This is a genomic window from Xylanibacter sp. (assembly GCF_057607445.1).
Genome location: NZ_DBLZAX010000001.1, coordinates 492,735 through 516,807, shown reverse-complemented (window position 1 = coordinate 516,807; position 24,073 = coordinate 492,735). Strand labels below are relative to the sequence as shown.

Here is a 24,073-nt window from a genome sequence, read left to right as displayed (position 1 = left end):
TTCTCATAATGGGGCGTATCAGAAGTTTTAGTTCTTTTTTTGCTACGCTTTATTTTTCCCTCTTTTATCAGACGTTCTTTCTCTGCTTTAATGCGTTCAAGCAATACGGATGCAGGTTCGTCATTCGGATCTTGTGGAACAAGTTTACCATGAATGGCGAGGTCTAGTATTTTTTGGCGTAATTTCTTTGTATCCATTTGGGTTAGTCTTTGTTTAAGAATAGATTGCAAAACTCATTCAGTTGCTGCTGCATGCGTTCTTGTGGAATGAGAATACGCTTGTATTCAGCAATCATGGTAGGACTCATGCTTCGGCTCATAGCGTACTCTACTACTACCCGGTCTGCTTCAGGACAGAGAATAATACCGATAGACGGATTTTCGTTGGAGCGTTTTACATCGCGGTCGAGTGCCTCCAGATAAAATTCCAACTGTCCAAGGTCGCGAGGATGAAACTTTGTCTTTTTTAATTCTACAGCGACCAATGCTTGTAAGCCGCGATGAAAAAATAGTAAATCAGCCTTGAATGTAGATGCACCAATATTAAGGCGATATTCTTGATCCATGAATATAAAGTCTTTTCCTAGTTCAAGGATAAACTGTTTCATGTTTTCTATTAGGCCGTTCCTTAGTTTTGTTTCGCTATGCTTTTTCGGCAGGTTGAGAAAATCTACAAACAGGGTGTCTTTGAACATGACTGGCGCATTAGGATATCTTTCCAATAATCCTTTTGACATATTGTCCTTGCTTCCTAATAATCCTGCATAAGTCTGATTAGAAATGCAACGTTGGAGCTCACGTTTTACTAAATGCTCTTTATTGGCATAGAGTATATAAAACAAACGTTCTTCGTCGCTTTTACATCGGCATAAAATTTCTATGTGATTAGTCAATGTCGTTAACTCCAATATCTTAGGCATTTGTCCAACTGCAGGCTGGACAAATTGTGCAGTTTTTGGCTGCACAATTACATGTACTTCCTGTTTATGGTCGCTCGATTCAATTTGTGCAGTTTTTGGCTGCACAAATTCAGTATTCAAATATTGTCTTATTGTTGCTATGAAAGTTTCTGACGAATACACGTCATAAAACATTACCATATTGTAGATACTTCTTTTGCTATATCCTTTGATGTCAGGACGTTGGGAACGTATATATTCAGACAGTTGCGTGACGACCTTACTTCCCCATTCTTCGTTCTTTAGTTTAGCTGAGACATATCCGCCTACATGCCATGCAGTGAGTAACAATTCTTCGTTTACAGCTCTTGAAGCATTAGTTTTATGTTGGAGAATAATATCTATGATTTCTCCGAATTGTTGTTCTATTGATATTGCTATGTTATTATTCTTCATACGCTTAATCTTCATTTATGTTTGCAAGCAGCTTCTCAAGTTCTGCTACTGCTGAGCTAATATTTTTACTTTTTTCTTTTATATCAGCCATCAATTCAGCCAAGGAGCGGTCATCAGTTTCTCCTCCCTGTTTTATCCAAGTTATATCAAGGCTTGTCTTGTCACGAGTGAGAATATCGTCTACCGGATATTTACGCCAACGCCCTTGAGGATTATTGTCTGCATCATATGTCTCTTTGCGTCCTTCTAAATTTCCTGCATTATAGCATGTGACAAAATCATCCAAATGATGTCTCTCTAATTTATTAGTAGCAAGCGTATGTTTGATACCAGTACGATAATCATAAAACCAAATCTCTTTCGTTGGTTGACCTTTGGAAAAGAATAATACATTTGCTTTTACACCTTGTGCATAGAAGATACCTGTAGGCAAACGAAGTATCGTATGTAAATTGAAGTCCGAAAGCAACTTCTTGCGAATTATTTCTCCCGCACCACCTTCAAAAAGGACATTGTCTGGTAATACTACAGCTGCACGACCTCCGGTTTTGAGCATCAACATCATGTGTTGAAGAAAATTCAACTGATTGTTCTTCGTTTCTACATAGAAATCCGGACGGTTAATATCAACAGAACCAGCCGGACGAGTGCCGAAAGGAGGATTGGCTAAGATTACATCTACAAGAGTGGATGGCTCTTTCTCCAAGGAATCCTCACAAACAATTGGACTTCGTTCTGTTCCCACACCATGTAAATATAGGTTCATAGAAGCAAGTGTCACAACCAATGGAGTGTTATCTACACCATGCAGTGCCTTGTTACGCAAGAAATCACGTTTCTCCTTACTGGCAGACTGCTCTTTCATATAATCATATGCAGTCAAGAGGAAACCTCCGGTGCCGCAGGCTGGATCACAAACCGTTTCTCCAATTTGTGGAGCTATGCAATCTACCATTGCTTTGATGAGTGGGCGTGGAGTAAAGTATTGACCTGCACCACTTTTCTTATCTTGTCCGTTCTTCTCAAGGATACTTTCGTAAATAGCACCTTTCACGTCTCCATCCATGACCAGCCATTGCTCCTCATCAATCATAGTAATGACTTTTTTTAAATAGACAGGCTTGTCAATTTTGTTTTGCGCTTTTGTATAAATTGTGCCGATGAGATTTTCCTGTTCACTCAGCAGTTTCAGAGTATCTTCGTATTGCTTTACTAAATCCAGACCGTCAAGAGAAATTAAATCACTCCATTGATAACCAGATGGTATTGCAGATTCTTCTCCAAACATTTCTACATTCTCTGCGTCCATCTTCAAAAATAAAAGATAGGTGAGCTGTGTGATGTAATCTGTAAAACCTATACCTTGTCCTGCAAGAGTTGTTGCAAGATTCCAAACTTTTTTGGTGAGCGATTGCTCTGTTATATTATTTTTTGCCATAAATTTATGCTGCTTTTCTTAAAACTACAAATGTGTATAGAGACTGTAAAGCTTCGTTTGCTTTCTGCATATTGCCAAAAGCACGAATCATTTGTGCTGCCTGAGTTGCATCATCTTCACGAATCTCTTTGATCGTACAAGCTCCGTTGGAAGCAATATAATCTACAATACGACTGATAACTTCACGTTGTTTATCTGTTATTTCGCGCTGATTTTGTCCTAACCATAGATTAAAATACTGTTTAGAGGTAGAAACTACACTATCTAATCGTTCTATTTGGTGTAAAGCAAAACGTACAAGCTGTATGATATTAGTCAAAGCATCGCTTTCTTCTTTTGTAGAAGAACGTCGAACACTGTTTGGATTCAGAATGGCATATGAATTCCACAATTGTTTGGAAGTAAAATGATTGTTAGCCATCTTGAGTTTGTTTTCCAAATCTTTTAGCATTGAATAGGTAATTGGCTCGCCTTCATTATTATAAATTATACGTAGAGCCTCTATTTCATCACAATGTTCTTTGCAGAAATCTTCAAAGGCTTCTGTTCTACTTTTAGCTTCTTCTATTGAAAAACCTTTAGATATAAGCGTGTCCTCGCCAGGCATCAAAGTGTTGACAAACCCGGCAGCAAGAATAAGCAGATACCTGCGCGCATCTGCATGATTTGCAAGCGGAGAGACTAAACCTTTCCGTTCGTTATTAGGCTCTTTGGTACTTATGAATGGCGGCAGGATATTGTTTTCCAATGCTTCGTAAATCCTTGAAGCAAGTTCTTTCATGTCATCATTAGCCAAACCTACGAACTCATCCCGCTGTGAATTATCTGCTTTGTTGTATATTCTGGAAAGTGTTGCAGCAAGACGTTTCAGATGCTCATCAGGAAGGTAACCATGAGTAATCTGTTCCAACAGCTCTTTAAGAGTAATAATCTTTGTTGTTGGCCCATCTGTTATCGTAGGTATTATTTTTTCGTGTTCAGTAACACCTACGGCATCAACTAAATAAAAACAATCTTTACTGAACGCATTTGGGGTGACATTCCGTAACTGCTCATCTCCGATTGTACGCACACCACGTCCTTTCATCTGTGTATATAGAGGTAAAGATTCTACATCACGCATGAAAATCAATACTTCAAGAGGCTTTACATCTGTACCGGTTGCAACCAAGGTGCAAGTTACGGCAATTCTGAAATCTTTATCATTCCGGAACTGACGTATCAATTCATTACTATCGCCTGCAGAATAAGTTATTTTCTGCACAAAACGGTCATCTGTACGTCCAAATACTTCTTTAGCTATCTGTACGATATTGCTGGCATGAGTCTCATTTAGCGCAAATATCAAAGTCTTTGGCAAATAGTCAAAATTGGCTTCACGCTGTGGATCATTGAATAACTCAGTATAGACTACATCACGATAAGTAGACAGAATAAGTTTTATTTGCGCAGGATTAATGACACTTCTGTTTAACTCCTTATTGGTATATGTTTTCGTTTCTTTATTGGAAATAGTTTTTACATCTCCGGTATAACGTGTTTCTTCTTTGATTTTATCCCCTTCTAATATAGCACCGCCATTTTCTGTAACTTGGGTTTTGATTCGATATACGCGGCAATCTACATTTACACCATCAACGATGCTTTTTTCCAATGTGTAGTTAACTATACGATTATTGTTAAAGAATGCCATTGTTTCAGGAATAGGTGTGGCTGTCAATCCAACAAGTCTGGCTGTGTCAAAATATTCCAATACCTTACGCCAATTCCCATAAATGGAGCGGTGGCACTCATCTATGATAATAAAATCAAAATAATCATGTGGCAAATTTGGATTCGGAGGTAATACAACTTCTTCTGCAGGTTCATTATCATCGTCGTTGTCATTATCCTCGATAGTGTCTCCTTTCAGAAAAGAAAAAAGACGCTGTATTGTTGAAATAACGACATTGCTATCAGATGGTATTGAAGAAGAACGAAGACGGTTCACGGTAAATATTGTATTGAATGCATCTCCATTTTCTGTCAGCCGAAAAGTTCCGAATTCCCCCTCTGCCTGTTTCCCGAGGTTATTCCTGTCCACAAGAAATAACACTCTTCTCATTGGGGTATATGAAAGAAAACGATATGCCGCAAGACATGCGGTATATGTCTTACCTGCACCTGTTGCCAATACCATCAAGGCGCGATTCTGTCCACTTCTGAAACTTTTTTCCAGTTCTGTAACAGCCTCATACTGACAATCCCGTAGTCCTTTTCTTCGCAAAGTTGGAAGCCCGGAAAAATAATCATTTATTCCCAATAATTTAACCAATTCATGAGGAGTTGGAATCGTCATAATTTGCTTGAAACAAGAATCTTGTTTGCGAAAATCACAGAAATACAAGTCTTTTCCATTTGAAGTAAATATGAAAGGCAATGGTTTCTGATATGTTTGATAAATTTTAGGAATATTTCTGGCATATACGACAGCTTGTTCACAAACTTTATCAGAAAATGGATCAATCTCTTCTCTTTTAGCTTCAAGTACACCAATAGCCTTTCCGTTAATAAAAAGGAAATAATCAGCCTCAAGGTTACCTTTTAAAAGTCCTTCTCTTATAGCAACTGCAGTACAGTTTGGTTCATAGTTATCTCTATCGACCACCTTCCAACCAGCATCGCTAAACCACTGATCTATTTTTTGCCTCGCTTTTTCTTCTGGTGTCATATATTCCTATATTTTTATATTATCGGAAGTTGAATACAGAAAATAATAACATCTATAAAGAACTGCTACCGCTCTTCTTGTCTGTTATCAAATCTTTTATGTCAACTGAAGAAATTCAGTAATTGCTGTAAGGTCTCCAAATTAGAATGGATTCTGTTACAAGCATACGAGTTAACTATATTGAAGCTCCTATCCAGTTTTTTCGCTAACCAAGTTTTTAAATCTCTCTCCGATAAAACAATCTTTATTCTATTTAATTATATTTTTAGATGCAATTATATTATGCAAATATAGTGAATTATATTCGACAACAGAAATTCTTTTTGTAAATTTGTCTGATTAAATATCTAAAAAGTATATGCTTGATTAATAACTTAAAAGAATTGAATTAAGAACAGATAAAGACACTATATTTAAGATATTTTAATTTATAACGAAATCTATCTAAGATAGAATACTACAGTTTTAGCGATTGGCAAATATAAAATATGCCACTGTCGAAAAGTAAAAGGAAAATAGAATTAAGTTTATATGCAGAAAGCCGCTTTTAAAGTGAAGTAATCAATTAAGGCTGAATTTAAATTAAACTTATTTCTATTTGATTTCAAAATTAATTTTAGTAAGTAAATTTTCCAAACAGCCTTACAATATGACATTACAGAAATGTTTGGATTTTCTGACGAAATAGAAAAGCAATGCGGACACAAGGACTTGAAATGGTAAAGGATATTTACAAAGAGGAGAAAACGGGGCGCTTTCTGATGATAAACCTATCGGTTTTGGGGCAAAAGTGGGCCGTTTTTGAATCATGAAAAGGCTGTTTTTAAGGCAAAATCCTGGCTTTTTGCGGCCGTTTATTGCGAAAATAATTGCACACTTTATGTTTTATATTGGCATTATGTTGAGCAACAAGGCGTTACATTTGCACACGATTTCGACAGTATTTGCGTACAAATATTTTTAATTTCTGAAAATACCCGCTCTGGAGCGTCAACGAAAATCAGTTTGAAAGGCAAAAGCTGTGTTTACATATCAGAGCGTCAAAAGATCCTAGACGGAACAATACGGAATCAGCAACAGGGCAAAACAATATCAAAGAAATACTTAATTTTATTATCTGCACCGCTTATATATTGCACGTTTTGCAATAATTTCGTATTTTTGCAGCAAAATATTAACAAAGACGATAACAACATGCCGGAATCCAATTTTGTAGATTATGTGAAGATTTACTGCCGCTCAGGCAAAGGCGGAAGAGGCTCCATGCATCTTCGCCATGTGAAATACAACCCCAACGGAGGTCCCGACGGAGGCGACGGCGGTAAAGGCGGAAGCATTTACCTGCGAGGCAACCACAACTACTGGACGCTGCTCCATCTGAAATATCAGCGCCACGTGTTTGCCGAACACGGAGGCAACGGCGGACGTGACAAATGTCACGGCACCGACGGCAAGGACCAATATATCGACGTGCCGTGCGGAACGGTGGTGTATAACGCCGAAACAGGAAAGTATGTGTGCGACGTTACATACGACGGACAGACGGTGCTGCTGCTGAAAGGCGGCCGCGGCGGACTTGGCAACTTCCAGTTCCGCAGTGCCACCAATCAGGCTCCGCGCTACGCTCAGCCGGGCGAGCCGATGGAGGAAATGATGATAATATTAGAACTGAAGCTGCTCGCCGACGTGGGACTTGTTGGATTCCCCAACGCGGGCAAGAGCACGCTGCTGTCGTCGCTGTCGAGTGCGCGCCCCAAGATAGCCAACTATCCGTTCACCACGCTTGAGCCGTCGCTCGGCATTGTGAGCTATCACGACAAACAGTCGTTCGTCATGGCCGACATTCCGGGTATAATCGAAGGTGCAAGCGAGGGCAAGGGTCTCGGTCTGCGATTCCTTCGCCACATAGAGCGCAACTCGCTGCTGCTGTTTATGGTGCCCGGCGACACTGACGACATAAAGAAGGAATATGAGATACTGCTCAACGAGCTGCGCAACTTCAACCCAGAGATGCTCGACAAGCACAGAGTGCTGGCCGTGACAAAATGCGACCTGCTCGACGACGAGCTGATAGAGATGCTGCGCGAGACTACGCCCGACGACATCCCCGTGGTGTTCATATCTTCCGTAACAGGTCAGGGCATCAACGAACTGAAAGACGTGCTGTGGAAAGAGCTCAACAGCGAGAGCAACAAACTGCAGGACATTACAGCCGAAGACACGCTGGTTCACCGCGACAAAGACCTCAGCACACTGCCGCAGGAACTGCTTAAAGAGGGCGAGGACGAGATAGTGTTTGTTGACGATGAAGACATTGAGGACATCGACGACTATGAGGACCTTGACGATGTTGAGTATTTTGACATTGACGAAGATAAATAAGAAACATAAGACAAGAGCCGCATGACATGCCGCAACGGCAAACATGCGGCTCTTTTATATAAACCAAAAACACTTTTGCTATGATGAAGCCACAGCTTACATATTATGACATATCGCCCGACACGACGGCATTCAGCACCACGCGCCACGGCGGACACAGCACCGGAAACTATGCGGAGCTGAACATAAACAGATATTGCGGCGACAACCCTGAGGACATTGAGAAGAACCTTGAAGACCTATGCCGTGAACTCGGCGTTGACAAGGAACGTGTCATTATTCCGCACCAGACTCACGGCACGGAAGTGATGCAGATAGGTGCCGACTTCCTGTCGCTGTCGGCAACGGTAAAAGGAATGATTCTTGAAGGCGTCGACGCCCTGATAACCGACGTAAAGGACGTATGCATAGGCGTGTCTACCGCCGACTGTATACCTATATTAATATACGACTATGCGCACCACGCTGCAGCAGCGGTACATGCAGGATGGCGCGGAACGGCAAAGCGCATAGCATGCAAGGCCGTAAAGATGATGGAGGTGTCGTTCGGCTCACGTCCGGAAGACCTGACGGCTGTTATAGGACCGGGCATATCGATAGACGCCTTTGAAGTAGGCGACGAAGTTTATGCCGAATTTGAGGCTGCCGGATTCAACATGGCCGACATAAGCCGCAAGGAAGACAAATGGCACATCGACCTGCCCGAATGCAACCGCAGGCAGCTGGCAGCCATGGGACTGAAGGAAGACAACATAAACGTGTCGGGGGTATGCACCTACAACAACAGCAACGACTATTTTTCGGCGCGAAAGCTCGGCACTGAATCAGGCAGAATATTCACAGGAATAATATTGCGCTGACACCTAAGCCACAAGGAAAATGCCTGAAGGCATACTGAATGAAACAGTAAAGGCCATATCCCGGAGTTAACAGGATATGGCCTTTACTGTTGATATGATGCGGAATGGCGACTATTATTCGCCCTCCTCCACCGTCTCGCGGTTAATCTTGTGACGGTCGATGATGCGCCACACATAAACTATATATGCAAGAACAAACGGTATGAGCAGCGACACTACAGACATGACGCTGAGCGTAAACTCGCTGCTGCAGCTGTTCTGAATGGTCAGACTGCTCTGCAGGTCAACGGCAGAAGGATAATACGCCGTGTTGTTAAGTCCGGCACACAGCAACAGACTCAGCACTACCAACACTTCACCAATGCCGGCTGTCCATATACCTGAATTGAAACTGGTGTCGAAAACGGTGCGTCCCGTTCCGTAAAGGAACAGCACAACGCCCACTACAAGCATAACAGCCAGCGGCCACAAGGCAAGGAAGTTTGAAAGATACTTGCCATTTTCGACAAAGATGTTGCCTGTTGCAGGGTCGTAAGCATATCCGTCCTTCACAAGGACATAAATAAGGAAAGCCAGGAATGTAACGAGAAACAGCAGCAGATTAACACGCAGCAGCTTTCTTGAGCGCTGGCGTATGTATATGTCAGAGACGCTGTTCACCGTATAGAGTATACCTGTAACCCTCGCAAGGAACATGACGGCAAGTCCAAGTACAATGTTCCACACATCGAGAAGGGCGTCAAGACCGTTGCTGCCGTTAGCCCAGCTGCTTATCACGGGCGACAGTCCGTTGGTGAAGTTTGCCTTCTCAACAACGAAGTTAGAGCCTGTGAAGAATGTTGCCACGGCAACACCAATAAGGAACGGAGCCACCCATCCGTTGATGACAAGGAAGGTCTGAAAGGTCTTTACGCCAAGAATATTTCCGAGCTTTTTCTGAAATTCGTAGCTGACAGCCTGCAGCACGAAAGTGAACAGGATGATAATCCACAGCCAGTAGGCACCGCCGAAACTCGTACTGTAGAACAACGGAAACGAGGCAAAGAAAGCTCCGCCGAACGTTACAAGCGTGGTGAAGGTCAGTTCCCACTTGCGGCCGGTAGAATTAACCAGCATTCCACGCTCAACATCGTTGCGCCCGAGAGAAAAGATAATTGAGTTTGTTCCCTGAACAAACATCATGAAAACGAGCAGCGCTCCAAGCAGCGACACCAGGAACCACCAATATTGTTGCAAAAAAAGATATGTCATAATTTTCTTTGTTTTTATCGTTCATGTTTATTATTGACACAGTTATGGCCTGGCAGCAACATCAGAAAACTCCGGACCTTGTTTTATGGCCTTGCACATAATGTTGATTTCAACCACAAGCAGAAGCGTGAACAGCACGAGGAACATAAAGAACGTGAAGATAACTGACCCTGAGCTGATGTCAGACACGCCTATCCATGTGGGCAGCATGTCCTGTATTGCCCAAGGCTGACGTCCGAGTTCGGCCAGCACCCATCCCGACTCGCTTGCCACATAGGCCAACGGCAGAAGAACAAGCCATGCAATATGCAGCCATTTGAGACGCAGAATGTCCTTACGGTAGACAACAAACAGCGTTACGGCAAAGGCTAGGATGAGCAACATGCCAAGACCTACCATAATACGGAAAGACCAGAAGCACACAGGTATGTAAGGCACTATCTGGTCGGGATTGTCCATATATCCGTAGCCTATGTATTTAACATTGTCCTTTATCAGTGCGCCATACTTATCTGCCTCGGCAGCATTGCCGTTTTTCTTGGCTTCGCGGTATTTGCCAATGGCGTCGATGGCAATCTTTCCGCGCTCCGACTTTTCCGCAAACGACAATGCAGTCGTACCGTCATGCTGCGTGTATCCGCCCTTAATGATGTCGTTTATGCCAGGCACAAAGCCATTCAGGTCTCTCGTTGCCAGCACAGAGAGCATCTTGGGTATTGCCACCTGAAGAGGCAACTCTTCAGAAGCGGCATAGTAAGGCTGTCTGAACGGATTTATTAAGGCCACAGCCGTAAGCGGCGCACCTTCTTCACCGTCATACAGAGCTTCCATTGCAGCAAGCTTCATGGGTTGCGTCTTTGCCACCATATATGCAGAATTGTCTCCTGTATAAGCTGTAAGCAACGTTGCGACGAGTCCAACAATTGAGGCGATCTTTATACTGCTGACAGCAAACTTTCTTGTCTTGGCGGCAGTAGCCTCGGGCATCTTGCTGCTGTTGGCCCTGATAAGATAATAACAGCTGACCGCCACGGCAAACACTGCACCGACAATCCAGGCTGAAAGGACTGTGTGAAAAAACTTGTCTATGGCAAAAGGCGACAGAGCCACATCTGCAAAAGACGTCATCTCGTTGCGCATCGTGTCAGGATTGAACACCTGTCCTACGGGATACTGCATCCATGCGTTGGCTACAAGAATCCACCACGCTGATATCGTAGCTCCAAGTCCCGTCAGCCATGTCGACACAAGATGAAATCCGTCTGACACCTTGCCCCAGCCGAAGAACATTACGCCGACAAACGTAGCCTCCATAAAGAAAGCCACAATGCCCTCGATTGCCAACGGCGCACCGAACACGTCGCCTACGAGCCACGAATAGTTACTCCAGTTTGTGCCGAACTCAAACTCAAGGATAAGTCCGGTTGCCACACCCATGGCGAAGTTTATACCGAACAGCTTCTGCCAGAAGCGCACAGTGTCTTTCCAGAAGACACTCTTTGTGCGATAATAGCAGGTTTCCATCACTCCCATAATAAGCGCAAGTCCGAGCGTCAGCGGCACAAAGAGCCAATGGTATATGGCTGTAAGTGCAAACTGAGCTCTCGACCAGTCGACGGTCCCTGCACTAATGCTCAATAAAAAATCTGTCATACACTTTATTTTTTAATAGTTATTAATCTTGCTCTGTCAATCTGCACCGGTCATACGGCTGCTTATATAGTCGGCCTTACTGCCGCCTGCAGCCTTCTGGCTTAGCACGTCAGGCATGAAAAACAGCTTCACGACAAAAAATATTATCAAAAGTTTTATGATAATGACAAGCCAAAGCTTCTTTCCTATGTCCATCGAGGTGAAACCGCTGTAATAAAAATCGAAAATCTTGCGCAACATATCCGTTTTATTTCATAATATTAGATATTCAGTACAAATAACCACTCTCAATGCCATATTCACGACAAAATGTAAACGCCGAATTAGCATAAGGCAAGTTAATTTCAACAAAAATACACATTAAATTTTAATTTTGTTCAAAAACACGGCAAAATTGACAATAATAGTTTTTTTATTTCAATAAATGCTTTGTCTTTTAAGATAAAAAATCTACTTTTGCAATTAAATATGCCGCTATGGCATTCAGTTTAATAATCATGATTAATTTAAAACAGAATTTAAAATGAAAAATAAGAAAATTATAATAATCTCAGCTGTCATTGGTGTACTTCTACTCGGTGGAATAGTTTACCTGTCTATAAGTCTGCAGCAGCAAAAGCAGGCTAACAGGGACATGCAGGAACTGGCCGAACTCGACAAGAAAGAAATGGAAAACGAGTATCAGCAGTTTGCCGACCAGTACAGCGAGATGAAGACTCAGATAAACAACGACTCTATCATAGAGCAGCTCACGCAGGAGCAGATGAAGACAGAACAGCTGCTGAAAGAGTTGAAGAACGTGAAGGCTACAGACGCACGCGAGATAGCACGTCTGAAAAAGGAGCTTGCAACATGCCGCGCCGTCATCAGAAGCTATATTCTGGAAATAGACTCGCTCAACCGTCTTAACCAGAACCTTACAGCAGAAAACACACGCGTGAAGGGACAGTACGCTGAGGCAACAAGACAGATCGAAGGTCTTAATGCCGACAAGCAGTCGCTTTCTGAGAAGGTCGCCATTGCTGCTCAGCTTGATGCCACTGGCATATCACTGACAGCCAAGAACAAGAGAGGCAAGGTTACAAAGAGCCTGAAAAAGTGCAAGACTCTTCAGGTAAACTTCAGCATAGCCAAGAACGTTACAGCCCAGAGCGGCATGAAGACCATCTACGTGCGCATAACTACGCCAACCGGCTCTGTGCTCACCAACGGCGGAACATTCAACTATGAGAACCGCAGCCTGCAATACTCAATGAAAAGAGACATCGAATACACCGGCAATGAGACTGCTGTAACAACATACTGGAACGTAAACGAGTTCTTGAGCAACGGTACATACAACGTCAGCATATTTGCCGACGGAAACATGATTGGTTCTCGCAACTTCTCATTTAAATAACCCCTGACCTCAGGATCATCAAGAAGAATTAACCGCTATTCGTTTATGAAGAATGTTGCTGCCATATTTCTCCTGATATGCGCCCCTGCCACTGCGGCGGCGCAACAGGTGCTGTCGCTCGACAGTTGCCGCGCCATGGCCTTGCGCAACAACAAGCAGATAAACATTGCACGGCTTAAGAAGGACGTGGCGCAGAACACACGGAAAGCCGCACGCACGAAATATCTGCCACACGTTGACGTGCTCGGCGGATACGAATTCATGAGCAAGGAGATTTCTCTCCTCAACAATGAACAGAAAGGCGTGCTCGGCAACCTCGGCACTACAACTGCCGGCCAACTGGGCAACACTGTATCGTCTGCAATAACGGACATGGTTAGTCAGGGTGTTATAACACCGCAGACAGCCGAAGCGCTTGGAAATATAGCCAACAAGATAATGCCCGGACTGGAAAATGCAGGCAACGCCATAGGAAAATCCATAAGCGACGCTTTCAGAACCGACACGCGAAATATCTTTACGGCATCTGTCATGGTGCGCCAGCCGATATTCATGGGCGGAAGCATCGTTGCGGCAAACAAGATAGCCGACATAAGCGAGCAACTGGCTGAAAACGACATAACGAGCAAGACGCAGAACACTATATACGACATCGACAATGCCTACTGGACCGTGGTGTCGCTGAAACATAAGGAGAAGCTGGCTAACAGCTATCTGAACCTCGTGAAGAAACTGAGCGGCGACGTTGAAAAGATGATACGCGAAGGCGTTGCCACCAGAGCCGACGGCCTGAAGGTTGACGTGAAGCTAAACGAGGCTGAGATGCAGCTTCTGGAAGTTGAGAACGGAGTGTCTTTGGCAAAAATGCTGCTCTGCCAGCTGTGCGGCATGCCGATCAGCAAGGACATAAGGCTTGAAGACGAAGATAAAGAAGACGCATTCAGCAAGGTGGAAATGACACCATTGGTTGACACGGATGCCGCCAAGGAGAATCGTGCAGAACTGAAGATGCTGCAGAATGCGGTTGACATAAGCAAACAGACAACAAATATAATCAGGGCCGCGTATCTGCCGCAAATAGCGCTCACCGCAGGCTATCTTGTAACCAATCCCAACCTTTACAACGGATTCGAAAAGAAGTTCTCCGGTGTATGGAATGTCGGGGTGATAATGAGAATACCTGTATGGAACTGGTTTGAAAGTTCATACAAGATAAGGGCCAGCAAGACTGCCACTACGATAGCCATGCTCGAGCTCGATGAAGCACGCGAGAAGGTGGAACTGCAGGTTAACCAGAGTTCATTCAAAGTAAGCGAAGCCAACAAGCGGCTCAACATGGCAAACAAAAATACAGAACGTGCCGACGAAAACCTGCGATGTGCCAACCTCGGCTTCAAAGAGGGCGTAATGGACGTTACGGATGTCATGACCGCCCAGACGGCATGGCTGCAGGCACGCTCACAGAAGATAGACGCTGAAATTGATGTTAAGCTGTCACAGCTCAACTTAAAGAAAGTTCTTGGAGAATCATTATATTAGAAATCATGACAAAAAAATCACAACATAACAACATCTTGCTTACAATAACCGGATTTGCCATAACCGTCATTATTGTAGGAGTTATAGGTTTCTTTGCTTTTGGCAAGACAACTGAAACGATACAGGGCGAAATTGAAGTATCAGAATACAGGGTGTCGAGCAAGGTGCCCGGGCGCATTCTTGAACTTAGAGTCAAGGAGGGCGACTATGTAAAGGTTGGCGACACGCTGGCCATAATAGACGCTCCTGACATTGAGGCCAAGAAGAAGCAGGCTGAAAGTGCCGAAGACGCTGCTGCCGCCATGAACGAGATGGCTGACAGGGGCGCACGTCAGGAACAGATACGCGGAGCCTACGAGATGTGGCAGCAGGCCAAGGCCGGACTTGACATTGCGAAGAAGTCATACGAGCGTGTTCAGCGTCTGTTTGACGAAGGTGTCATGAGTGCCCAGAAACGCGACGAGGCATTTGCCAACTATAAGGCGCTCGAAGCTCAGGCAAAGGCTGCCAAGAGCCAATACGACATGGCAGTAAACGGCGCACGCCGCGAAGAGAAGCGTGCAGCTGCGGCTCAGGTGAACAGGGCAAAGGGTGCCGTACAGGAAATAAACTCATACATACACGAAACCGTGCAGATAGCACAGGTTGAAGGCGAGGTAAGCAGCATTTATCCCAAAGTGGGCGAACTTATCGGAGCCGGCTCTCCTATCATGAGCATATCAATAATGAGCGACCTGTGGGGTACATTCAACGTGCGTGAAGACCAGCTCAACGGACTCAAGAACGGCGACACATTCACAGCATATTGCCCGGCTTTCAGCAAAGACCTGAAGATGAAGGTCTACTACATCAAGGACGAAGGCAGCTATGCTGTATGGAAAGCCACAAAGAGCAACGGACAGTATGACTTGAAGACTTTCGAGGTGAAAGCCCGTCCTGTAACAAAGCTTGACGGACTAAGACCGGGTATGTCGCTAATAATTAAAAACAGATAAAACCAGAACGTGGGTAACAGTGTCAGCATAAGGAACATCATCAGCGTGGCATGCAGAGAATGCAGAATATTGAAGAAGAATCCGATGTATCTGTTCTGCATGCTGATATTTCCCGTTATTGTCACCATATTTTTTACTTCACTAATGAGCAACGGGCAGCCGACCGACATGCCCGTTGGCGTGGTAGACCTCGACAATACATCTACCACACGCTCAATAATAAGAAAGCTGGACGCCTTCCAGACAACAAAAATCGTAAAACGGTATACTAACGTAAGCGAGGCTCGCAATGCCATACAGCGCAACGAGATTTATGCCTTCCTGTATATTCCCGAAGGCACAACGTCTGAGCTGCTGTCAATGAGGCAGCCTAAAATATCGTTTTACTACAGCTCCACCTCACTTACTGCCGGAGCGCTGCTTTACCGCGACCTCAAGACCATATCTACGCTTGGCTCTGCCGGGGCAGCGTCGTCTGTGCTGCAGGCAAAAGGACTGACAGAAAGCCAGATTATGAGTTTTCTGCAGCCTATCGTCATCGACCTGCATACGGTGAACAATCCCGCCGTAAACTATAGTATCTATCTTAACACGATGATCATTCCGGGCTGCCTTATGCTCTTCATCTTCCTGATAACGGTCTACTCGATAGGAACGGAACAGAAATTCGGCACATCGAAAGAATGGTTGGAGACAGCCGGCAATAACATTCACAATGCACTCATCGGCAAGATATTGCCACAGACGCTGGTGTTCCTGGCTATATTCTATGGCTACATGATGTATGTGTTCGGCATATTGCAGTTTCCTCATCCCGGCGGACTGCCGGCTATACTGCTGCTCGGTCTGCTTTCAGTCCTCGCGGCTCAGGGCTTCGGCATATTTGTCTTTGGACTCACGCCGTCGCTCCGCATGTCTATGAGCATATGCAGCCTGTGGGCCGTATTGAGTTTCTCGCTGTCGGGCACAGCCTTTCCGCTGTCTGCCATGTCGCCGGCAATAAAATCAATAGCCCAGCTGTTTCCGCTACGGCACTATTACATGATTTATCAGCTCAATATCTTCAACGGCTATCCGCTTGCTTACTCGTGGATAAACATAACGGCAATGGTATGCTTCATTATGCTCCCTGTGCTGGTTGTATCCAAGATAAAGAAAGCCGCCTTAGAATATGAGTACTTGCCTTAAGCGCTTTTAACTGAAGATAAAAACAGAAGAAGAATTAAGATATAAAACCTGATGAAAAAAGCCAAAAGCTTAATACAACAGATCAATGAGGGCATACACGACATGTGCTACATCTGGGCTGAAGAGATGAAAACCACCTGGAAAGATGAGGGTGTGCTTATCTTCTTCATCCTAGTGCCGCTGCTCTATCCGCTTGTCTACTCGTGGATCTACACCAACGAGGTGGTGCGCGAGGTGCAGGTGGCTGTGGTCGACATGTCGCACAGCAATCTCAGCAGGCAGTTCATCAGACAGTTTGACGCGTCACCCGACGCCAAGATTACATATTACTGCAACAGCCTGAGCGAAGCCAGAGACCTTGTGGGCAGACAGGAAGCCTCGGGCGTGCTGTATTTTCCAGAAGACTTTCAGACCAACATCAACCGGATGGAGCAAAGCCATGTCAACGTGTTCTGCGACATGAGTTTCATGCTCTACTACAAGGCCATATTCCAGACAGCCACTGCTGTAGCCGGAAACATCAATTCAGAGATACAGATTCAGCGCGCCGGCAACACCACCGAACGCGAGAACGAGATAACGATAAAGCCGCTTGACTTTGACGAAGTGCAGATATTCAACACAACTGGAGGATACGGCAACTTTCTTATACCAGCGGTGCTTATACTCATCCTGCAGCAGACTCTGCTGCTTGGCGTAGGTCTGTCGGCAGGAACCGCAAGAGAGAAGAACAGGTTTAAGCAGCTCGTTCCCGTAAGCAGGCATTACAATGGCATATTCCGCATCGTGCTTGGCAAGTCGCTGTGCTATCTTATGATTTATGCCGTGATATCAGCTTACATCACTCTTGTTGTACCACGCATATTCGGCTTCACGTCGCTGCTCCATGCCGGCGACCTGGCATGCTTCATGCTGCCCTATCTGCTCTCATGCATATTCTTCTCGATGATTGTCTCATGCGCCGTGAGATACCGCGAGAACATCATACTCCTGGTTGTATTCACCTCACTGCCATTCCTGTTTGTGTCAGGAGTGTCATGGCCGCAGAGCGCCATACCGGAGTTCTGGCAATGGGTGTCTAACCTCGTTCCTTCAACCTTCGGCATACGCGGCTTTGTCAGAATGAACGGCATGGAGGCACGCCTTGGCGATGTGCTGTACGAATACAGGGCACTGTGGATTCAGGCTTTCGTCTATTTCCTCATAACGTGCCTGCTTTACAGACGCCAGATAATAAAGACGCGACGAAAGGAAATTGAAAGACTAAGAACTGAAAGAAACTACGAAACTGCCGAAACAGAAACGGCAGAATAAACATATAAAAATGCAAACAAAGACGCACATAAAAAAATATATGTGCGCAAAATCAATAAGTTAGCATAAAAATAAGCGGAAGTCGGGCATGCACTTGCATGCTGACTTCCGTTAAATTTTTATCTGCTATCAGGCCGAATATGTATTTACATGCCGCAAGCAGACTGAGATTTTAATCTGTCTCTTTGTTTTCCGCTGTCCGCTTGCCGCTACATTGTCCTGACATAACCAGAGCCATGCCTAAAGGACATCGAGCCAGAACCGCATATAATAATCACAGCCCATAATCCATCAGCGTTCAGACGGCATCATGGCGTCAGCTGTTCTTTACCTCAACAATCTTTGTAGGCGCCTGCTCGGCATTACGGCGGTTGACAACTGTTACAACAGCCATGGCCAGATTGATAAATGCCTGACCTGTCATGGTGTCAACATTAAGGGCAGCCGGCTTGCCGTCGTCGCCGCTCTCACAGATGCTCTGCACAACAGGTATCTGAGCCAGCAAAGGCACGTCCATCTCCTTGGCAAGATTCTTGCATCCTTCCTTGCCGAATATGTAATACTTGTTTTCAGGAAGTTCGGCAGGAGTAAACCACGCCATATTCTCAACAAGTCCGAGGATAGGCACATTCACCTTGTCGTTTCTGTACATGTCGATACCCTTGCGTGCGTCTGCCAGTGCCACCTTCTGCGGTGTGCTCACTATAACTGCACCCGTTATGGCCAGTGTCTGCAGCAGCGTCAGATGTATGTCGCTTGTTCCGGGAGGCGTGTCGAGCACAAAATAGTCAAGCTCGCCCCAGTCAGCATCACCAATGAGCTGCTTCAGCGCATTAGAAGCCATTCCGCCGCGCCACAGTGTAGCCGTGTCAGGATTTACAAAGAAACCAATACTCAGCAGCTTCACGCCATACTTTTCAACAGGCTCAATGAGGTCGCGTCCGTCTTTATGAACTGCATAGGGACGGAAATCCTCTACGCCGAACATCTTAGGCATTGACGGACCGAAGATGTCTGTATCGAGCAGTCCGACCTTATAGCCAAGACGTGCGAGAGATATGGCCAGGTTGGCAGCAACGGTGCTCTTGCCCACTCCGCCCTTGCCAGAACTTACGGCAATGATATTCTTTACGCCCGGAAGCATCTTTCCGGCCTCGGGTCGGGGCTTCGACTTAGTCTCCACCTCGATGGTCACCTCAACGTCCTTGCTTACATGATAGTGTATGGCAGCCTCGGCAGCCTTGATGGTAGACTTCATAAAGGGGTCGGTGTCGCGCGGAAATATCAGCGAGAACGACACCTTCATGCCGTCAATACGCAGATTGTCGGCCACCATCTCACTCTCTACAAGATTCTTCTTGGTACCCGGATACGTAACGGTAGCCAAGGCATCCATTATCAGTTTTGGATATAATGTCATAATGTTTATTTTTTATATTTCACAACAAGGCAGTCAGTGTCTGCTTCATATACTTATTCCAACAAAATTCATGCCTAAAAGCGGGCACACTGCACATTATCGTAATTTTACTGCAAAATACGCAATAATTATGCAAATAAACAAATTTTTAATCTGAAAATACTCCGACAAAACTATATAAGCAACAAAATCATCATAACTCATAAACAAACTGGCAAAGATGCCATTCGTCCAGTGATGCCGCAGCCTTTTAGCCCCAAGACAAAAAGTTTGACCTGACAACCGCATACTGCTGTCAACCGATAACAGATAAACACCAAAGCGAAATCAACTTTAATCAGGGAAAGGACACTTTGAAATCAACCAAATTTAGAATAGGCCCCAAACTCCGAAATACAAAAAACTTTTTCGCAAAAAACTCATCACTCATCACAACAGGGTTTAACACTCTATCAATCAGCTACTTAATGCGTGACGAGTTGAAAACGCAACTCATCACATCACTGTTATTTCTTCATTTTCCGAACAATATAAAGCCAATATATTAATACTTTTAGCCGCAAAATCAGCCTCAACAGGCCAAATACAGCTGTGTGTGACGAGTTGAAAACACAACTCATCACACATTAACATCCTGTCATTCAACGTCTTACATGCGATTGTGACGAGTGACGAGTTTTTAACAAAAATATTTTCTGCATACACCAGACTGCAACAGCAATGCAAAAGCATACATTCCGCAATGCAAAAGGGCACATATCACGATGTAATATGTGCCCTTTTGCAAGGTGATTAGCGGCCTTTGGCAGCATGGATTTGCCATCCAAAACTAAATATCCCCATAAAAACAATCATATATACTATAAAAAATCTGTAACTTTAGCCTTTGAGAATATCGGGGGAAACCTTGATGTATCATAATTAATATAAACCTTATCATTAACAATTAAACAGATACACTAAAAATATCATCTAAAATTACAAAAAAAGAAATTCTGCTGTTATGTTTTCCATATTCATTCGTATCAGTAGTATATGGAACGAGATATATTAACATCCTCATTCATGGACTTGCGCGACAAGCTGCACCACATCGCATTGAGATATCTTCAAAACGATGAGGATGCAAAAGACGTACTCCAGGAATCATGGCTAAAACTTAAACTGAAAAATAATGTGTCAGATCCTAACGAGGCGAGAAACAAGCTTGTCTGTGTATTGCGAAATGTTTGTATAGACAGACTAAGGAGGACAAATATGAAGACTATAGATGAAGTAAAAACACCGGTCTCTCTGCAATACGAAATGGAAGTGGAAGACATAAATACGTTGGAAAATCTGTTGAAAGAAGAACTGACACCTCTACAACAACAGATATTCAACCTTGTGACACACGAAGGTTTTGATTATGAGCAGATTGCCGAAGAGTTGTCAATGTCGGTTGAGTCTGTAAGAATGAACATGAGCCGTACCCGCAGAAAAATACGTGAAACTTACAAAAGATTAAACAGATGAAACAGGAAATGAATTTAAGCATCAAGGAAATAGAGACACTATGCCTTCTTTATAATGAGTGCCGGCTGTCTGTGCAGGAAGAAACTGAACTGGAATATATATTGCTATGCACGGCATACAGTTCAGACATTATAAGTGAGACGAAAGAGCTTATGGGCCTGTCGCGTCAGATGAAGCTTGCAGATGATACTTCAGCACGCCACAGACGTACGCCTCTACAAAAAGCTCTTATATGGACTTTGTCAGCAGCTGCAAGCGTTGCCATAATATTGACAGGAAGTGTTTTCCTGTCTAAAATAAACGAAATGGGCACTTCAACTGGCGACAGCCATTATGTCGCATACGTCAAAGGTAAGCAGGTAGACGAAAAGACTGCACGAAAAATAGCAGAAGCAGAAGCAGCCAAGGTAGAAGAGTTCATGCAGGCTATAGAAAGACAAAAGGCCGCAGAACAAAACAAAGTAAAACAATTTTTTAACAATCAAAATAGTAAGAGATGAAACGTTTTCTGATTTTTTTCTTTATGGTCCTAATAGCACTGACAGCCAGTGCAAGGCCCCCGAAACTGAATGTGGAAAGGTTATTTGACGGCAGATATAACAACAACAAGAGTGTAAGCATCTCTGTCTATAAAAGTAACGGCAACTATTATCGCGGAATAACCGTGAAAAACAATTTGAAGATAATAAAGGCTATAGCAGACGCTATAGAAAAGGATAAGCCGCGCGCTAAAGACTATTCCGACTATCAGGGAGATGACGGAAGATACACGTCACTGCAGATTGTCAATAACGGTGAGACCATATATATCGGACTGAAACGTGACAAATCAGGCGGCGGTGCGTTCTTCTTTATTCAAGGAAAAGAAAAGGCTTTTAAATAAAAGATTTTATATGAAACCATACGTTTTCACTTTATGGTCACTATTTTTTGCCATCCCCATGTCTGCTCAGGACCAAGCAGACTCTACTGCAACAAATTGGGAAAGACAGCTCGAACTGAAAGAAGTTGTTGTGATGGCATCACGCACCGTTGTAAAACAGGCTCCTGACAGGATTATATACCTGACTAAAAACGACCAATATGCCAAGGGTATGAACGGTATAGAGGTGCTTGACCGCATACCGCGCGTATCGGTTGTGAACGATATGGTTACAGTAGCAGGTAAAAGTTCTGTAAAATATATCATCGACGGACATCTCATGGAGATATCAGACGAGGCTATGGTCTTGCGTCTGAAGAATCTTCAGGCAAGTGGAATTGAGAAGATTGAGGTGCTGACTACTCCTCCGGCAAAATATGGAGCGAACAATAACGTAGCCTATATCAGCATTACATCTAAAAATGAATCTTTAGGCACACGTGGAAACATATGGACAAACGGAATCATCCGTGAGTCTTTCTGTTATCAACTTGGAGGAAATGTATCGCATACGACACGTAAAGTAGAATTGTCGGCAGATGCCAGTTGGAATGATTCTAAAGGCATCAATGACCTGAACCGCACTTACATTTTTCCATATTACACGAAGATTTCACAGCGCACAACAAATTACAGGAACAGAACTTTCGGAGCGAACGGCTTGTTCAAATATAAATTTACAAATAGACTGAACGCAGGCGTCATACTTAATTATTATACGAACAGACTGAACAGCAAACTTTTTGATGTAACGACAGACCGGGGTAATGTATACAGTTCTACAAACTATTCTCCTTCACGCCCGGATAACGCATTAACAATTACTGCTTTTTCAGACTGGATGCTGGATACAAAAGGAAAAATGCTCAGCTTAACTTACAATTACTACGACAAGCAAGCGCAGAGTTTTTCGGACGTAACAACATCAGCAAACAATACGGATACAAAACTTACAAACACAGGCGACAACAAATATCATATTCATTCAGCCAAACTGGATGCCATACTGCCATTAAAGTTATTCAAAATGGAAGCAGGACTGGCTTTTACATGCATAGGCAACAACACAGCCTTGGATATACGGTATCTGGAGAACAATTCTTGGATGTCAGATACAAAACAAAGCAATGCCTTCGAATATGATGAGAGTACGGCCGTAGCGTATGTCAGCGCAGAGAGGAATTTTACAAACTCTTTTTTCGGTAAGCTCGGGCTACGGTATGAATCTACATGCACCAAAGGATATCAGCTGGTAAAAGATGAAGAAAGCAGATATAGCTATAATCATCTGTTCCCAACAGTTAATCTCAGTTGGAACAGCCATAAAGCAGGACGTTTCACACTCTCTTATTCTATGGGAATAACAAGACCAAACTTCAACGACTTGAATCCATATAAATACTATACTACAACGAGCGACTACGTGTCTGGCAATCCTGACTTACGCCCCAGTGTTGCCCACAATGCAGAGATAAACTATAGTTTTAAAGGAATATATGCCGTTTTATATAATTCATACAACAATGATGCCATCGGCTACATCACGCGGTTCAATAACGACGGCTCACAATACACCATACCGGAAAATCATATCAACAGCAATAAGACAGGACTATATTTATCATATTACCGTTCTTTTTTCGGATGGTGGAACCTCAACCTTGGCGGCGAGTTTTTCCACACATATGCCAAATCAAAACTTACTGATTACAAAGATGCTGACGATAGCAGTTGGAGCGGGAAAATTGAATTCAATACATCATTCATACTGAACAAACAGAAAAATCTGATTCTAGATATGAGATTCAGCCATTATTTTCCTTATCATGAACGCATGATAAGATACAAGGCTATGTCATTGCTCGGCTGTTATTTAAGATACAACCTGCTGAACGACAGACTCACACTGACAGCATCTGTTACAGATCCTTTTGGATGGAACACAACAAAATCAACAGCTATTTATAACGATTATAAGGTTTACACACGAAACGACATTCACGCCAGCTCTGTATCATTTCGCATATCATATAACTTTGGTAGAGACAAAGTAAACAATGTCTACAGGGATACAAAAGAGCGAGAATCAAAGAGGGCAAACTAAAAAATAATGCCGCATGAACTCTGACTGAG

18 protein-coding genes and 2 pseudogenes are annotated in these 24,073 nt (G+C 43.8%); 11 read left to right on the top strand and 9 right to left on the bottom strand.

The features are described from left to right. From ACZMIG_RS02010 to ACZMIG_RS01990, 5 genes and pseudogenes are all read right to left on the bottom strand, one after another. Positions 1-197 (bottom strand): annotated as a pseudogene (locus ACZMIG_RS02010) (restriction endonuclease subunit S); the annotation flags it as partial. A gap of 5 nt (positions 198-202) precedes the next feature. After that, on the bottom strand, positions 203-1,354 hold the full coding sequence (locus ACZMIG_RS02005; protein WP_487888945.1) for a PDDEXK nuclease domain-containing protein: 1,152 nt from the start codon (positions 1,352-1,354) through the stop codon (positions 203-205). Between the two features lie 4 nt (positions 1,355-1,358). After that, positions 1,359-2,792, bottom strand: coding sequence for a type I restriction-modification system subunit M (locus tag ACZMIG_RS02000; RefSeq protein WP_487888944.1), 1,434 nt, complete (start codon positions 2,790-2,792; stop codon positions 1,359-1,361). A 4-nt stretch (positions 2,793-2,796) separates the two neighbouring features. Continuing rightward, the gene (locus ACZMIG_RS01995) at positions 2,797-5,502 is read right to left on the bottom strand and encodes a type I restriction endonuclease subunit R (protein WP_487888943.1); all 2,706 of its coding nucleotides are present in this window, start codon (positions 5,500-5,502) and stop codon (positions 2,797-2,799) included. Between the two features lie 52 nt (positions 5,503-5,554). Then, a pseudogene (locus ACZMIG_RS01990) lies at positions 5,555-5,750 on the bottom strand (transcriptional regulator). 946 nt (positions 5,751-6,696) lie between these two features. Here ACZMIG_RS01990 and obgE point away from each other — a divergent pair. Further along, a complete protein-coding gene (gene obgE, locus ACZMIG_RS01985; protein WP_487888942.1) occupies positions 6,697-7,884 on the top strand; it encodes a GTPase ObgE in 1,188 nt (395 codons plus the stop codon). Positions 7,885-7,964: 80 nt separating this feature from the next. After that, entirely contained in the window at positions 7,965-8,744 is a 780-nt protein-coding gene (gene pgeF, locus ACZMIG_RS01980) for a peptidoglycan editing factor PgeF (RefSeq protein ID WP_487888941.1), read from the top strand. A gap of 114 nt (positions 8,745-8,858) precedes the next feature. Here pgeF and cydB read toward each other — a convergent pair whose 3' ends face one another. The 3 genes from cydB to ACZMIG_RS01965 are packed head-to-tail and all read right to left on the bottom strand — an operon-like array spanning position 8,859 to position 11,888. Continuing rightward, entirely contained in the window at positions 8,859-9,995 is a 1,137-nt protein-coding gene (cydB, locus tag ACZMIG_RS01975; protein WP_487888940.1) for a cytochrome d ubiquinol oxidase subunit II, read from the bottom strand. A 42-nt stretch (positions 9,996-10,037) separates the two neighbouring features. Further along, on the bottom strand, positions 10,038-11,648 hold the full coding sequence (locus ACZMIG_RS01970) for a cytochrome ubiquinol oxidase subunit I (protein WP_487888939.1): 1,611 nt from the start codon (positions 11,646-11,648) through the stop codon (positions 10,038-10,040). Between the two features lie 36 nt (positions 11,649-11,684). Then, entirely contained in the window at positions 11,685-11,888 is a 204-nt protein-coding gene (locus ACZMIG_RS01965) for a DUF4492 domain-containing protein (RefSeq protein WP_443982364.1), read from the bottom strand. A gap of 283 nt (positions 11,889-12,171) precedes the next feature. Here ACZMIG_RS01965 and ACZMIG_RS01960 point away from each other — a divergent pair, with 283 nt between their 5' ends. From ACZMIG_RS01960 to ACZMIG_RS01940, 5 genes are all read left to right on the top strand, one after another. Next, entirely contained in the window at positions 12,172-13,047 is an 876-nt protein-coding gene (locus ACZMIG_RS01960; RefSeq protein ID WP_021853837.1) for a DUF8429 coiled-coil domain-containing protein, read from the top strand. A 45-nt stretch (positions 13,048-13,092) separates the two neighbouring features. Then, positions 13,093-14,586, top strand: a complete 1,494-nt coding sequence (locus tag ACZMIG_RS01955) for a TolC family protein (RefSeq protein WP_021853838.1) — start codon at positions 13,093-13,095, stop codon at positions 14,584-14,586. Between the two features lie 5 nt (positions 14,587-14,591). Beyond that, a complete protein-coding gene (locus tag ACZMIG_RS01950; RefSeq protein ID WP_021853839.1) occupies positions 14,592-15,581 on the top strand; it encodes an HlyD family secretion protein in 990 nt (329 codons plus the stop codon). 84 nt (positions 15,582-15,665) lie between these two features. Next, entirely contained in the window at positions 15,666-16,769 is a 1,104-nt protein-coding gene (locus tag ACZMIG_RS01945; RefSeq protein ID WP_487888949.1) for an ABC transporter permease, read from the top strand. 51 nt (positions 16,770-16,820) lie between these two features. After that, on the top strand, positions 16,821-18,083 hold the full coding sequence (locus ACZMIG_RS01940; RefSeq protein ID WP_021853841.1) for an ABC transporter permease: 1,263 nt from the start codon (positions 16,821-16,823) through the stop codon (positions 18,081-18,083). Positions 18,084-18,399: 316 nt separating this feature from the next. On the opposite strand, the gene ACZMIG_RS01935 is transcribed toward ACZMIG_RS01940, so the two are convergent. Then, positions 18,400-19,503, bottom strand: a complete 1,104-nt coding sequence (locus ACZMIG_RS01935; protein WP_053397492.1) for an Mrp/NBP35 family ATP-binding protein — start codon at positions 19,501-19,503, stop codon at positions 18,400-18,402. Positions 19,504-20,538: 1,035 nt separating this feature from the next. Between ACZMIG_RS01935 and ACZMIG_RS01930 the strand changes: the two genes are divergently transcribed. From ACZMIG_RS01930 to ACZMIG_RS01915, 4 genes are read left to right on the top strand one after another with little or no spacing between them, the layout of a single operon-like run. Then, the gene (locus ACZMIG_RS01930; RefSeq protein WP_125103860.1) at positions 20,539-21,018 is read left to right on the top strand and encodes an RNA polymerase sigma factor; all 480 of its coding nucleotides are present in this window, start codon (positions 20,539-20,541) and stop codon (positions 21,016-21,018) included. Then, on the top strand, positions 21,015-21,518 hold the full coding sequence (locus ACZMIG_RS01925; protein WP_487888938.1) for a hypothetical protein: 504 nt from the start codon (positions 21,015-21,017) through the stop codon (positions 21,516-21,518). Before ACZMIG_RS01930 ends, ACZMIG_RS01925 begins: the two co-directional genes overlap by 4 nt. Then, positions 21,515-21,901, top strand: a complete 387-nt coding sequence (locus tag ACZMIG_RS01920) for a DUF6108 family protein (RefSeq protein ID WP_487888937.1) — start codon at positions 21,515-21,517, stop codon at positions 21,899-21,901. Before ACZMIG_RS01925 ends, ACZMIG_RS01920 begins: the two co-directional genes overlap by 4 nt. A gap of 10 nt (positions 21,902-21,911) precedes the next feature. After that, positions 21,912-24,044 (top strand): TonB-dependent receptor domain-containing protein, encoded by a 2,133-nt coding sequence (locus tag ACZMIG_RS01915; protein ID WP_487888936.1) that lies wholly within the window; start codon positions 21,912-21,914, stop codon positions 24,042-24,044. Positions 24,045-24,073 lie beyond the last annotated feature (29 nt).

Bases quoted from the DNA above. Each gene is read 5' to 3' on its own strand.
- ACZMIG_RS01970 (WP_487888939.1), bottom strand. From the start codon at position 11,648: ATGACAGATTTTTTATTGAGCATTAGTGCAGGGACCGTCGACTGGTCG.
- ACZMIG_RS01930 (WP_125103860.1), top strand. From the start codon at position 20,539: ATGGAACGAGATATATTAACATCCTCATTCATGGACTTGCGCGACAAG.
- ACZMIG_RS01950 (WP_021853839.1), top strand. From the start codon at position 14,592: ATGACAAAAAAATCACAACATAACAACATCTTGCTTACAATAACCGGA.
- cydB (WP_487888940.1), bottom strand. From the start codon at position 9,995: ATGACATATCTTTTTTTGCAACAATATTGGTGGTTCCTGGTGTCGCTG.
- ACZMIG_RS01925 (WP_487888938.1), top strand. From the start codon at position 21,015: ATGAAACAGGAAATGAATTTAAGCATCAAGGAAATAGAGACACTATGC.
- obgE (WP_487888942.1), top strand. From the start codon at position 6,697: ATGCCGGAATCCAATTTTGTAGATTATGTGAAGATTTACTGCCGCTCA.
- pgeF (WP_487888941.1), top strand. From the start codon at position 7,965: ATGATGAAGCCACAGCTTACATATTATGACATATCGCCCGACACGACG.
- ACZMIG_RS01920 (WP_487888937.1), top strand. From the start codon at position 21,515: ATGAAACGTTTTCTGATTTTTTTCTTTATGGTCCTAATAGCACTGACA.
- ACZMIG_RS01965 (WP_443982364.1), bottom strand. From the start codon at position 11,888: ATGTTGCGCAAGATTTTCGATTTTTATTACAGCGGTTTCACCTCGATG.
- ACZMIG_RS01945 (WP_487888949.1), top strand. From the start codon at position 15,666: ATGTATCTGTTCTGCATGCTGATATTTCCCGTTATTGTCACCATATTT.
- ACZMIG_RS01940 (WP_021853841.1), top strand. From the start codon at position 16,821: ATGAAAAAAGCCAAAAGCTTAATACAACAGATCAATGAGGGCATACAC.
- ACZMIG_RS01955 (WP_021853838.1), top strand. From the start codon at position 13,093: ATGAAGAATGTTGCTGCCATATTTCTCCTGATATGCGCCCCTGCCACT.
- ACZMIG_RS01915 (WP_487888936.1), top strand. From the start codon at position 21,912: ATGAAACCATACGTTTTCACTTTATGGTCACTATTTTTTGCCATCCCC.
- ACZMIG_RS02005 (WP_487888945.1), bottom strand. From the start codon at position 1,354: ATGAAGAATAATAACATAGCAATATCAATAGAACAACAATTCGGAGAA.
- ACZMIG_RS01995 (WP_487888943.1), bottom strand. From the start codon at position 5,502: ATGACACCAGAAGAAAAAGCGAGGCAAAAAATAGATCAGTGGTTTAGC.
- ACZMIG_RS02000 (WP_487888944.1), bottom strand. From the start codon at position 2,792: ATGGCAAAAAATAATATAACAGAGCAATCGCTCACCAAAAAAGTTTGG.
- ACZMIG_RS01935 (WP_053397492.1), bottom strand. From the start codon at position 19,503: ATGACATTATATCCAAAACTGATAATGGATGCCTTGGCTACCGTTACG.
- ACZMIG_RS01960 (WP_021853837.1), top strand. From the start codon at position 12,172: ATGAAAAATAAGAAAATTATAATAATCTCAGCTGTCATTGGTGTACTT.